The following is a 12,385-nucleotide window of genomic DNA, read 5'->3' as shown; positions in this document are numbered from 1 at the left end:
GGAAAGGGGCGCGTTGCCCTTTTATGGTTCTTCAAATGCATTTTTTTGCTTCTGCCCAACGTCATAAGCCTGACCGGCTGGACCGGTCTTGGCGCTTGTTGGTAATTTAAGAGCCAGCCTAGCTACATTTTCCGAACCTTAGAAATAAGCTGTCGCATTTGCTCTGATCTTTCTTCATCATGCGGGTCAATCAAATCTTCAAGAGACTTGATTGCAGTTACTTTTGAAATGTGTGGATTAAGGTCAACTGGAGCAATCAATTTCCAATTAGATCCAACACTTTTGAAATGGAACTCAGTTTTTTCGGTTTTGTTTTTCTTTTCCAACTCTTGAGCACCAGCAATGCTTCCAAGAACGTTATACCTAACGACAACTTTTGCTGCACCATTTTTGATGGCAGGAGTTGAGACACTGTAGTCATTTATTATGATGGCTGTATCCCACCCAGGCTCAAATTCTCCTTCTGGGGACACCATATGACTCGCCACTTCACCTAAAGAATGTGAGCCTCCAAGGCGAGCGCCATCGTAATCAGCCTTCAAAAATACTTCAGCAATTTTTTCCGGGGATAAAGACGTTTTTTCAGTAGGTTGAAGGAGGGCGGGCTCAGATGATCTATTTTTAAATACGTAAAATACTACTGCCACAACAATTACCAGGGCAGCGAAAACCATAATTATTTTTTTCATTATCGTTCCTCGTCCAACGGCGGAAGGTGACCGGCGAGCGCTAAGCTTCATCACGCTTACCCCCGCTTTCAATTACAGCGAAGTCCGGTCCACCTCCTTGGTTGTAAACTGCCTAACGTTCCAATACCTCGGCCCGCCTTCTTTTTACGCCGACCATCCCGGTCCCGCTATCCACCGCGTGGGACCTTCACAAGGGGACGATCAATTTCGTAACTTAGATAAAGGCGTAAATTTCCTATTGCCTGGGAGACAACACCTCTAAGCATCTCAAGAAGCGCATTATCTTCATCGTAACTTCGGACTAAGTGTCCGTTTCGCTCTGAGAGAATAAGGTCCAAAAAACCTCCCATGTTCGGCATTGGAATGCGCGAATAAAGGTGGATTGCCTTGTCAAAATCAAGGTCGACAAGAGCATCTTTAATCGGAATAAACTTTGAAGCCCATCCATATTCCCTACACCGTTCCAGAAGGGCTATCAGTTGGCTGACAGCATCAATAGCATTTTCTTTTTTCGCCTGAAGTATCGGCATTTACCTTCCTATCTCTACAACGGCTGAGGGTTCACCTGCCGGTTTTTGGTCAGGTGTAACCCGTTGGTTGGGCGAATCTGACGTCGATTTTAGCCTTTCAAGGTCCCTTGGTTGCTCTTTCTCTCTTACCAGTTACCTTCTTCCCATTGTTTGATGATAATCATCGTTTTTGTTTGGCTTGGCCAGATATCGACTTGATAATGATCTTCCCCTTCGAGTCCGTCCTCTGACAACTGCCCAAGAGAACAGTGCATTGACCTTATTCTGTATTGTCCGGGGGCAACGGAGAAAGCTGCGAGATCACTTCCCGTGCATTCATGGACTTCAAGGATTCCGCTCTGTATCAGTAATGGCGCCTCTGCAATATGGTCCCACTGTCCTAACGTGAAACCAGGATCCTTATCAAACAATCGGATGTGAACCGGAACTTCCATATTCCTTTCTGGACAAATGACAACCACATGATCAGCTATCTTGATTCTCCGGTGGACATCATCGTCTGTCCATTCTGTGGGCGCAAGACGTTCGCTCGCAACAGGGTCCCAGAGATAGAACTGCCGATAGTCAGCGAATATTCGAAGTTTGCAGTGATGAATTGGTTTCATAATTCTCATCGTCCAACGGGCTGCGGGTGAGCGGCGGAGCAACCTAACTTGTGCAGGCTTTTACTCGCTTTTACCAACTGCGGAGACCGTCTCCACCCGTTGTGGTTGGGCCATGCGCGGGCTCGGAAGCCGGAAGCGCGATCGCATTTATCAGACGGTGGCCAACCCTGAATGTCGGGATGTGCCCTCAAACGTGCTGTAAGGACCTTCACTCTCGCCACCACCTGCACAGCGAAAGTCCAGAACGCTCTTGCCATTTACGCTAATTACTTTTAGGTTTTTCCTTTTTCGGCCGGAACTTTCGTCCCTGTAGCTCATCGCGTGCAATCTGCTTTTGGTTTTTCCCCTCTACCTAAACTGTTGCCCTTGGGGTTCATCGCGGCCAACAACATATTAGTGGGAAATTGCCGCCATCCTCCCACATCGAGAAGAATATTAGCCTATACACATAAACCGCATTGACGTAAGGTGCTGATATGGCACACTGGGAAGGTGGGAATTTGTGCCAATTGGGAGGATGGCCAGAAAACTGACCATCCTCCATCTTCCCCGCAAAGAGAAGATGCGTCGGCTAAACTACTTTCATTTGTCGTCACAAATCAATCGCAATATATAGAGATGCTGCATACATGTCAAAGGCGAAGTGATGAATGGTATCCCCAAGGCGGTCGTGTCGGCATTCCTAAATCTCCTGGCACAGTCGCGGGTCCCGCCATCGCTGCACGCGGAGTACCTGCAATGGCTCAGATATTACCTTGATTTTTGCGAAAAATATTCACCAGCACCGTCTAAGTCAGACAGGGTGCGCCTTTTCTGTCAGAAATTGGGTGAGAGAAACCAGACTGCCGACCAGCAACGACATGCGGCCCATGCAGTTTCTTTATACTTCGCCTTGCTTAAAAACAACGAACGACGTGCTCCCACGACTTCCTCCGATTTTGCGCCCCCCCAACCAGCCGAGACAGTTCCCAATCCTCCAACCGACACCGCCGCCATTGCCCCGGACATTAATACGCCAACCACTCAATCCCTGCTGCGCACCTCAAACTACCAAGAGGCTGGATATTCCGAAAAGTCGGATTCTCCGGAGTGGGATACGGTTATCGAACGACTTGCCGCAGAAATAAAGCTGCGGCACTACTCCAGGAAAACCCTGAAGACATATGCGACATGGTCTCGCCATTTCCAACGCTTTTTAAAAAATAAAAGTCCCGATGACTTATCCACGGAAGATGTAAAGCAATACCTCACCTTTCTCGCCGTCAAATGCCACGTAGCGGCGTCGACGCAGAACCAGGCTTTCAACGCCCTCCTGTTTCTCTATCGTCACGCCCTCATGAAAGATTTCGGGATCCTCAAGGATGTGCCCCGGGCGAAGAAGTCTTTGTACATCCCGATGGTGCTCTCACGTGCTGAAATCGATGCCATTCTTGGTCAACTGGCTTACCCGTACCGGCTCTTCATAAGCCTCCTGTTCGGGTGTGGCTTGCGCCTGTTCGAGTGCCTGCAATTGCGTGTGCAGGATTTTAATTTCGACGCCATGATGCTCACCATCCATGGCAAAGGGGCCAAGGACAGAACGGTCCCGCTGCCCGCATCGATTTTGCCGGCATTGAAAGCGCAGATAGAGGCGGTCGCACATTTGCACGAAAGGGATCTGGCGGCAGGATATGACGGCGTCTTCTTGCAGGACGCGGTGGAGAAGAAGTACCCTCATGCCGCAAAAGAGTTGATCCACCAGTGGTTTTTCCCGCAAAGGACGCTCACCGTGGTTGCTGGCACCGGCGAGAGGAGGCGACACCACCTGCACGAAACGGAAATCCAAGAGGCTCTTCACAACGCAGTGCGCCGCGCAAAGATCCTCAAGCGCGTGACCGCCCACACCTTTCGCCACTCCTTTGCCACACACCTGCTGCAAGCAAACTACGACATCCGCCTCATCCAGAAACTCCTTGGCCACGCCAATCTGAAGACGACCATGGTCTACACCCACTGCGTTCCCGTACTGACGCAGCAAGCGCCGAAAAGCCCGCTGGACTTTTGAGCGTTTGAGGCCACAGGTCAGTCGAAAGTAGGTGCCCAACTGATGGCGGGCATCTTAAGCAGGGTGACCTATCTTCGCAATAGAGGACACGTTAGAAACCCTTATGCCGCCAACCTCAAGCCTTGCTGCTCGAACTCCTCAGGTGAACAGTAGCCGATGGCTGAGTGAAGCCTCTTGCGATTGTAAAAGCCTTCGATGTAGCAAAAGATCCGACTCTGCGCTTCCTGCCGGGTCTTGAAAGAGCAGTGGTAGACCAACTCTCTTTTGAGTGTTGAGAAGAAGGTCTCGGTGACAGCGTTGTCGTAGCAGCATCCGGTGCCACTCATGCTTTGCGCGCCGCCAGCCTTTCTAACCGCGGCACCGAAACGCTTGCTGCAGTACTGTGAACCACGATCGCTGTGGAAGACGAAGCCGCCTGGTGGCCGCCGCTTTACCGTTGCATTGGAGAAAGCCGTTACGACCAGGTCATCTGTCATACGGTCGCTCATGCTCCAGCCAACGATCCGGCGGGAGAACAAATCCAGTACCACCGCCAGGTATAACCAACCCTGAGCAGTCTCGATGTAAGTGATATCTCCGGTCCATACACGATTTGGAGCTTGGGCATGGAACTGGCGCTGTAAAAGGTTCGGCGCTACCGGGCGCTTGTGATCCGAGTTAGTGGTGACTTTAAATCGCCGCCTAGTCTTCACTCGCAGATCATTTTCGCGCATTAGGCGCCTGACGCGGTTCTTGCCGACGTACCGCTGCTGCTTACGAAGCTCTTCGAGCACTCGCACTGCACCATACGTCTTGTCGCTGTCGTGGAAGGCTTTCTTGATTGCCGGTAATAGTGCCTGGTCTTCACGCTGTCGTTTGGTCACTCTGCCGACTGCATGGGCGTAATACCAGCTCCGAGTCACTCCAAGAACTCGGCACATCTCCTCGACTCCGAATTCGGAGCGGTGCTCGGTTATGAATCCGAATATCGATCCGGATCCGTTGAGAAGATGGCCACTGCTTTTTTTAGGATGTCGCGCTCACGGCGCAGCTTTTCGTTCTCTTTGCGTAATTGCTTTAGCTCAGCTTCAACACAGAGCTGGCTGACTTTGACAGGGTCCTGTTGGTCCCGGTGCTTCTGGACCCACCCTTTGAGAACACCATGGGTGATCCCTAGGCTGCTCTCTACCTCGCGGATGGTGCGGCCCTCATCGACGACCAACTTGACTGCTTCCCGTTTAAACTCTGAATCGTACTTGCGATTCGATCTCATGACACACCCTCCTGGCCCGTTAGGATATATGGTGTGTCCTCAAAAGTGAAGATAGCTCAGGGAGCCCCTTTACACAAAATTTGTACAGCCCTTCCCCCCCTTCCCAATCTGTCACCGTGTTTCGCGATTTCACGATTACGTTTTCCGATTTGGTCATCCTGTTTGCGATTTTACGATGACGTTTTCGGATTTTGTCATGGTGTTTTCCGATTTTATGATGACGTTTTCCGATTTTGTCACCGTGTTGTCCGATTTGTCGATGACGTTTTCTGATTTTGTCTTCGCGTTTTCTGATTTTGTCTTCGCGTTTTCCGATTTTGTCACCACGTTTTCCGATTTTGCGATGGCGTTTTCTGATTTTGTCTTAAGGAGTACTTCATGTAGAGGAGGGTGTGGGATGGGAGGGAGTGTCACCACCGGGTACGGAAGCAGTAACCACGCGGTGGTGACACTGTAGAGGATGTCTAGATAGCCATCATGCTGATAAAGTTGGACCAAGGCCCTGCGTCGCTGGCGCCCACAGCCCTGATCTTGAAGTAGTACAGCTTGCCGGGCGTGAGACCGGTTAATTCGATCCGATTGATCTTGCCTGAAGTCGCGTGGTGCCTCCAACTGGCTTCAACGAGAGGGTCACTTTCGCAAAGCCAGATCTCGTAACTCCTGGCCCCCTTGACCGCAGACGCGCGCGCGACGATACTGCGTTTCTCGTAGGCCATCCGGAAGTTCTCCGGGACTAAAAGACCAGCGGCCGAATGGCGCTTGCTGCCGATCTGATGCACCAGGCCCAGCCTCTGCGGAATAGTCGGGTCATGTTTGCCGGTAAGGGTCACCATGCCGTGAATTAGACTCGACTGTGTGATGACTTCATTGCGGGCAGCTTCCAGTTCCCCCTCCATGTCACGGGCGCCACCCAGGACCTGCTGGAAGATGTTTATGTGCCGTTCGTGGGCGGCCTGCAACTTCTCCAGGTTAGGTAACACTGTATAGATGCTTTGCATGATGGAAGGATCTTTAATCAAGTTGGTGAGGAGGTCGCCGCTTGCACGGATGAGCTCCTCGTCCTTTTCTCCGCCGTTACGATTTTTCACAATATGGGTACCTCCCTTTACTCAATTAAAAACCTCCAATACACTAGCATGCAGATCGGTCATTGCAACAACAAATGTTTGGGGCGAGCCACATCGAAGTTTACGCAAAGGCGCGGAGGTGCAGAGGAGCAAAGAAAGCAAGGCTTCAGGATTATTTGGATGTCTCTCGCGTCTTTGCGACTTTGCGTGAAATTTGGGACACCGCGAGGGGGCTTAGGCAAAGGCGGGCGAATGATTATTCGCCCCTACAGGACGATGACGAGATGAACATGAGAAAGCGGGGGACGAGTCTTTGCTCGTCCCCCGCTTCGCGTTGGTTCCTACTGGAGCTCTTCGGCGGTGTTACAGCTTGAACTTGCCGACGATGCGCTGCAGTTCTCCGGAGAGCTCGGAGAGCCTGGAGGCGGACTGGGCGGAATCCTGGGCGCCGCTGGCAGTCTCCTGGACCACGGCGGTCACCTGCTGGATGTTGTTGGTGATCTCGCCGGTGGTGGCGCCCTGCTCCTCGGCGGCGGTGGCGATCTGGTTCACCTGGGCGGTCACCTCGTTCACCTGCTCGAGAATGCTCGCCAGCGCCCCTTCAAGCTGCGCGGCCTCCTGGATCCCCTGGTCGGTCCCCCGCACCCCTTCTTCCATGGAGGCGATGGCGGCCTTGGTCTCCTGCTGGATGGCCCTGATCATGCTCCCGATTTCCTTGGTGGCCCGGGTGGTGCGCTCGGCAAGGGCGCGCACCTCGTCGGCGACGACGGCGAAACCGCGCCCCTGCTCGCCGGCACGGGCGGCCTCGATGGCGGCGTTCAACGCCAGGAGGTTGGTCTGGTCGGCGATGTCCTCGATGGTCGCAACGATGGCGCCGATCTGCTCGCTGCGCTCTCCCAGCGAGGAGATCGCCTGCGCGTTGTCGCGGGTCAGCTCGCCGCGCTCGCGGATGCCGTTCACGGTGCTGGTGACCACCTTGAAGCCTTGCTGGGTGGTATCGGCGGCGCGCTGGGCGCTGGCCGCTGCCTGGTGACAGTTGTTGGCGATGTCGGTGGCGGTGGCGGCCATCTCCTCGCTGGCGGTGGCCACGGTGGCGGTCTGCCCGGCCACCGACTCGGCGCCGACCGAGATGGACATGGAGGTTGAGGTGAGGGCGTTGGACTCGGAGGCAAGCGACCTGGAGGCGGAGGCGATCTGCGAGATGATGCTCCCCATGCTCTCCACGAAGGTGTTCAGCTTCTCGGCCAGAAGCCCGATCTCGTCGCTACGGCTCCCCACGTCGACCCGCTTGGTCAGGTCCCCCTCCCCTTCGGCCAGGTCGGTGACGCGGGTGCAGAGCACGCCCAGCGGGCTCAGTAGCCTCATCACGATGAAGAAGATGATGGCGATGCCGACGGCGAGGAAAATTGCGCCGATGGCGATGAGGGCACGGACCTGCCTGTTGACCGGTGCGAACACGTCGGCCTTGTCCGCGGTGACGCAGATGTACCAGTCTGCGGCGGGAATGCGCGCGTAGGACGCGATCTTGGCGACGTCCCCCATCTGGTACTCGAAGCTGCCGGCCGGCGCGGCGGACAGCTTGGCGCTCAGGTCGTCCAGCCCGGCGGTCACCTCCTGGAACTTTTTCTTGAGCACGAGTTCCTTTTTCGGGTGCACCAGGATCTTGCCGGTCTTATCCATGATGAAGGCGTAGCCGGAGCTCCCTACCTTCACGTTCAACACCTGCTTGATGACGTCGTCGAGCATGATGTCGGAGCTGAGCACGCCGGCGAAGCTCCCGCCGGCGGTGATGGGCGCGATGAAGGAGATGATGGTCTTGCCGGTCTGGGCATCGACGTACGGCTCGGTCTGGGACACCTTCATCTCCGACTTGGCCTTCTCGTACCAGGGCCTCTTGCGATGATCCCAACCGGCGTCGGGCACCCAGCCGTCGGAGGAGATGAACACGCCGTTCTCGTAGCCGGGATAGACGGTGGAGAAGCCGCCCGCTTCGGCCAGAAGCTTCACCAGGCTCATTTGCTGCTCCTTTGACTGTCCCGGATCCCTGGATAACTCCTTGGCGCCCGCAGCTATAATCGCCTGTTTGCTCAAGAGCCACGAGTTGACACTGGCGGCGTTGTCGCTGGCAAGCGACAATTGTGAGGTGTTGACCATGCTGCCCATGATCCTGCGCGAACTGGTGGCGGCGGTAACTATCAGGGCGACGATCGCTATGGCAAAAGCGACGACGACAGTAATGTTTACCTTGTTTCTCAGGTTCATTGGTCACCTCTCATGTTCTTACAATAGGGATATCTCATTCCTTTCATTTCGGTGCAATAAGGAATGTGCTTGAGGACTTTAAACGACAACGCAGGAAACATTGGCGCAAAATAATGTACCAGCCGTCGTTTATTCCTTCGGTAGCATCAGATGATCTTGCAAGCGGCGAATTTCATAGATAAGCTGCATCCATGCCATCAGCACGAACTATCAAGCGCCATGATTGCCCCAACCGGTACCTGCGCCTTTTCCTCCTCGCCGCCGTCTTCTCCCTCTGCAGCGTCATCTGCGCCCACGCGGCCCCGGCCGCCGATGCCGCTCCCTCGCTGGTCATCGTCGGCGGCGACCGCAGCTACCCTCCTTACGAGTTCCTGGACAAGGACGACAAGCCCAGCGGCTACAACGTGGAGTTGACCCGCGCCGTGGCCCGGGTCATGGGGCTCAAGGTCGAAATACGCCTGGGGGCATGGTCGGAACGGCGCCAGGACCTGGTCCGGGGGGACGTCGACCTCTTGGAGGGGATGTCATATTCGGAGGAGCGCGCCAAAGGCGTGGACTTCTCGCCGCCGCACACCATCGTGCACCACTCCATCTTCGCCCGCAAAGGGGGGAACCGGCATCCCACCCTGGCCGACCTGCGCGGCAAGGAGGTGCTGGTGCTGAACGACGGCATCATGCAGGAGTTCCTGGCGGCGCAGCGCATCGGCGCCAAGGTGATCCCGGTGCCGACCCACGCCGACGTGCTGCGCGCGCTCGCCTCGGGGAAGCACGACTACGCGGTGATGGCGAAACTGCCCGGCCTGTACCTGATCCGGGAACTGGGGCTCTCCAACCTGGAGGCGGTGGGCGACCCGGTATCGGCGCAGCAGTACTGCTTCGCGGTGAAGAAGGGAAACGCGGCGCTGTTGGCGCGCTTCAACGAGGGGCTCGCCATTTTGAAGAACACCGGTGAGTACCAGAGGATCTACAACAAGTGGCTCGGGGTCCTGGAACCGCCGGGGCTCTCCTGGAGCGAGGTATTCAAGTACGGTGCGGTGGTGGTGCTGCCGCTGATCCTTGTAGCCGGCGGCGCCGTGCTCTGGTCGCGCACCCTGGGGCGCGAGGTGGCGGCGCGCACGGCCGAACTGACCCGCGAGGTGGAGGAGCGCCGCCATGCCGAGGAGGAGCTGATAAACCGTCAGCAGCAGCTGGTCCAGGCGGACAAGATGGCGGCGCTCGGCATCCTGGTCTCCGGCGTGGCGCACGAGATCAACAACCCCAACGGGCTGATCCTGTTGAACCTGCCGGTGGCGATGGAGGCGTTCCGGGACGCGGAGCCGATCCTTGAGGAGTATTACCGGGACAACGGCGACTTCGAGTTCGGGGGCCTTCCCTACTCCCGCATGCGCGAGGCGCTCCCCAAGCTGATGCAGCAGATGCAGGAAGGGTCGCGGCGGGTCAAGCTGATCGTCGAGGACTTGAAGGATTTCGCGAGACAGCAGGAGCCGGGGCAGGCGGCGGAGTTCGACCTGAACGAGACGGTGCAGGCGGCCCTGCGCCTTCTGGCCAACCTGGTGGAGAAGAGCACGGAACATTTCAGCGTGAGCCTCGGCACCGGCATCCCCAGACTCAACGGCAGCGCCCAGCGCATCGAACAGGTGGTGGTGAACCTCGTGGTGAACGCGTGCCAGGCGCTTCCCGCACCGGACAAAGGCATCGAGCTGGTCACCTGGTTCGAGGCGGACCAGAGGCAGGTGATCCTGGAGGTGCGCGACCAGGGGACGGGGATCGCGCCGGAACATCTCTCCCGCCTCACCGATCCCTTCTTCACCACCAAGCGCGACAGCGGGGGAACCGGGCTCGGGCTGTCGGTATCGAGCGGCATCGTAAAGGAACACGGCGGCGAGCTCTCCTTCAGCTCCGTCCCCGGCGCAGGCACCACGGCACGGCTCACCTTCACCTTGCCCGACAAGGAGTCCATGGCATGACCACCACCCTCTATCCTTCTTTCAGCATCCTTTTGGTCGACGACGAACCGGACTGGCTCTATGCCATGAGCATCACCCTGGAGCGCGCCGGGCTCACCAACATCCTCACCTGCCCGGACAGCCGGCAGGCCCTGAAGATGATGACGGAGCACACGGTGGGGGTGGTGCTGCTCGACCTGACCATGCCGCACCTTTCCGGCCAGGAACTGCTGGAGCGGATCGCCGAGGAGCATCCCGAGGTGACGGTGATCATCGTGAGCGGCCTGAACCAGCTGGAGACGGCGGTGAACTGCATGCGTAGCGGCGCCTTCGACTACTACGTGAAGACCTCGGAAGAGGGGCGCATCGTCAAGGGGGTGAAGCGGGCGGTCCGGGAGAAGGAGCTGCAACTGGAGAACCGGGAACTGAGAAACCGGTTCCTCTACGACCGGCTGGAGCACCCGGAGGCGTTTAACGACATCGTGACCGGTGACAAGGGGATGCGTTCCATCTTCCAGTACGTCGAGGCGGTGGCGCTTTCCTCCCAGCCCATCCTGGTGACGGGAGAGAGCGGCGTCGGCAAGGAACTGATCGTCTCCGCACTGCACCGGCTTTCCGGCAGGGAGGGGGAACTAGTGGCGGTGAACGTGGCGGGACTGGACGACACCATGGTGTCCGACACGCTGTTCGGGCACGTCAAGGGCGCCTACACCGGCGCGGGCGAGGCGAGAAAGGGGATGATCGAGCAGGCCGCCGACGGGACCCTGTTCCTGGACGAAATCGGCGACCTGAGCCTTGGGTCGCAGGTGAAACTGTTGCGGCTTTTGCAGGAGGGGGAATACTACCCGATCGGCAGCGACCGACCCCGGCGCATCCGGGCGCGGGTGGTAGTGGCGACGCACCAGGACCTGGCGGCGCGGCAGGCGGCGGGGCAGTTCAGAAACGACCTCTACTACCGGCTGCGGGCGCACCACCTGCACGTCCCACCATTGAGGAAGAGAAAAGATGACATACCGCTGCTGCTGGACCACTTCCTGGAGCTGGCGGCGCGGGAATTCGGCAAGAAGAAGCCGACGCTCCCGAAAGAACTCGCCGTGCTCCTCGCCACCTACGACTTCCCCGGCAACGTGCGGGAACTGAAGGCGATGGTGTACGACGCGGTCAGCCTGCACCAGGGGGGTGTCCTTTCCATGGAGGCGTTCATGCGCGCCATCGGCGAGCGGCCGGCGCAATCGGTAGCGGAGCAGCCGGTGGAGCCTTCGGACAACCCGTTCTTCGGGATGGACCGGTTGCCGGGGTTCACCGAGGCGATCGACCTCCTGGTGGCCGAGGCGGTGCGGCGGTCGGAGGGGAACCAGTCCATCGCGGCACGGCTTTTGGGTGTGTCGCAGCCGACCTTGAGCAAGAGGTTGAAGCAGCAGCGGGCGTAAGAGGTGGACGAGGAACGGCTTGCTGTGGCGCTAACGTAAGTGCCAGGATGACGGCCCCGGAGGAACTGATGCAGCACTACCACAAAATCGAGATGCCGCCGCTAGGTCACCGGACCGTGTTCCGACTGGCCGCGCTGGTCCTGCTGCTCGCGCTGCCTCTCCCCGGTTGCGCCACGCCGTCATCCCCTCTCCCGACCGCCACCCGGCACTACCCCGCCATAACCATCTACATCGGCAGCGGCTGAAGCTACTGCGCCTCGGTGGAAAGTTATTTCACCAGCAAAGGGATCCCCTACGCCACCCGAGACATCCGGAAAGATCAGGTCGCGCACCGGGAATGGCGCGAACGCTACCACGGCGACATGGTCCCCCTCATCGTCTTCGACCAGGGCAAGCGGATCGTCGACGGCTGCGATGTCCGGGCCATCGAGCGGGTGATGCGTGAGCTTGAGGATGGGGGGGCGGCGGGTAAAGGGGAGTAGATGACCTGTCTTCGCAATAGAGGACACGTTAAAAACCCTTATGCTGCCATCTTAAACTCCTGCTGTTCGAACTCTTCG

Annotated in this window: 13 protein-coding genes; 6 read left to right on the top strand and 7 right to left on the bottom strand. The window is 57.4% G+C overall.

What is annotated here, in order from left to right:
- Positions 1-122: 122 nt before the first annotated feature.
- The 3 genes from JFN90_RS21310 to JFN90_RS21300 all read right to left on the bottom strand — a co-directional run bounded on the left by JFN90_RS21310 (position 123) and on the right by JFN90_RS21300 (position 1,824).
- Positions 123-689, bottom strand: coding sequence for a hypothetical protein (locus JFN90_RS21310; RefSeq protein WP_199397145.1), 567 nt, complete (start codon positions 687-689; stop codon positions 123-125).
- Between the two features lie 167 nt (positions 690-856).
- On the bottom strand, positions 857-1,219 hold the full coding sequence (locus JFN90_RS21305) for a hypothetical protein (protein WP_199397144.1): 363 nt from the start codon (positions 1,217-1,219) through the stop codon (positions 857-859).
- A gap of 125 nt (positions 1,220-1,344) precedes the next feature.
- Positions 1,345-1,824 carry a hypothetical protein gene (locus JFN90_RS21300; RefSeq protein WP_199397143.1) on the bottom strand — a complete coding sequence of 160 codons (480 nt, stop codon included), beginning with the start codon at positions 1,822-1,824 and terminating at the stop codon, positions 1,345-1,347.
- A gap of 646 nt (positions 1,825-2,470) precedes the next feature.
- Between JFN90_RS21300 and JFN90_RS21295 the strand changes: the two genes are divergently transcribed.
- The gene (locus JFN90_RS21295) at positions 2,471-3,868 is read left to right on the top strand and encodes an integron integrase (protein ID WP_199397142.1); all 1,398 of its coding nucleotides are present in this window, start codon (positions 2,471-2,473) and stop codon (positions 3,866-3,868) included.
- Between the two features lie 101 nt (positions 3,869-3,969).
- On the opposite strand, the gene JFN90_RS21290 is transcribed toward JFN90_RS21295, so the two are convergent.
- Complete coding sequence (locus JFN90_RS21290) at positions 3,970-4,824, bottom strand: IS3 family transposase (protein ID WP_328756031.1); 855 nt, start codon at positions 4,822-4,824, stop codon at positions 3,970-3,972.
- Positions 4,821-5,120 carry a transposase gene (locus JFN90_RS21285; protein WP_199397141.1) on the bottom strand — a complete coding sequence of 100 codons (300 nt, stop codon included), beginning with the start codon at positions 5,118-5,120 and terminating at the stop codon, positions 4,821-4,823. Before JFN90_RS21285 ends, JFN90_RS21290 begins: the two co-directional genes overlap by 4 nt.
- A gap of 196 nt (positions 5,121-5,316) precedes the next feature.
- Between JFN90_RS21285 and JFN90_RS21280 the strand changes: the two genes are divergently transcribed.
- A complete protein-coding gene (locus JFN90_RS21280; RefSeq protein ID WP_199397140.1) occupies positions 5,317-5,577 on the top strand; it encodes a hypothetical protein in 261 nt (86 codons plus the stop codon).
- A 7-nt stretch (positions 5,578-5,584) separates the two neighbouring features.
- On the opposite strand, the gene JFN90_RS21275 is transcribed toward JFN90_RS21280, so the two are convergent.
- Together JFN90_RS21275 and JFN90_RS21270 are read right to left on the bottom strand one after the other, a co-directional pair.
- A complete protein-coding gene (locus JFN90_RS21275; protein WP_199397139.1) occupies positions 5,585-6,208 on the bottom strand; it encodes a fibronectin type III domain-containing protein in 624 nt (207 codons plus the stop codon).
- Positions 6,209-6,550: 342 nt separating this feature from the next.
- On the bottom strand, positions 6,551-8,449 hold the full coding sequence (locus JFN90_RS21270; RefSeq protein ID WP_199397138.1) for a methyl-accepting chemotaxis protein: 1,899 nt from the start codon (positions 8,447-8,449) through the stop codon (positions 6,551-6,553).
- A gap of 191 nt (positions 8,450-8,640) precedes the next feature.
- Between JFN90_RS21270 and JFN90_RS21265 the strand changes: the two genes are divergently transcribed.
- From JFN90_RS21265 to JFN90_RS21250, 4 genes are all read left to right on the top strand, one after another.
- Positions 8,641-10,416, top strand: coding sequence for a transporter substrate-binding domain-containing protein (locus JFN90_RS21265; RefSeq protein WP_199397137.1), 1,776 nt, complete (start codon positions 8,641-8,643; stop codon positions 10,414-10,416).
- Positions 10,413-11,825, top strand: coding sequence for a sigma-54-dependent transcriptional regulator (locus JFN90_RS21260; protein WP_199397136.1), 1,413 nt, complete (start codon positions 10,413-10,415; stop codon positions 11,823-11,825). The genes JFN90_RS21265 and JFN90_RS21260 overlap by 4 nt, the downstream gene beginning before the upstream one ends.
- A 68-nt stretch (positions 11,826-11,893) precedes the next feature.
- Entirely contained in the window at positions 11,894-12,070 is a 177-nt protein-coding gene (locus JFN90_RS21255; RefSeq protein ID WP_199397135.1) for a hypothetical protein, read from the top strand.
- A 15-nt stretch (positions 12,071-12,085) separates the two neighbouring features.
- Positions 12,086-12,307: a glutaredoxin family protein gene (locus JFN90_RS21250; RefSeq protein ID WP_199397134.1), complete on the top strand. Its 222-nt coding sequence runs from the start codon at positions 12,086-12,088 to the stop codon at positions 12,305-12,307.
- Positions 12,308-12,385: the final 78 nt, after the last annotated feature.

The sequence above is a fragment of the Geomonas propionica genome (genome assembly GCF_016458235.1).
In the GTDB taxonomy this organism is placed as follows: Bacteria; Desulfobacterota; Desulfuromonadia; order Geobacterales; family Geobacteraceae; genus Geomonas; species Geomonas propionica.
The sequence above is the reverse complement of the archived record's forward strand: the minus strand, read 5'-3'. Positions and strand labels throughout refer to the sequence as shown.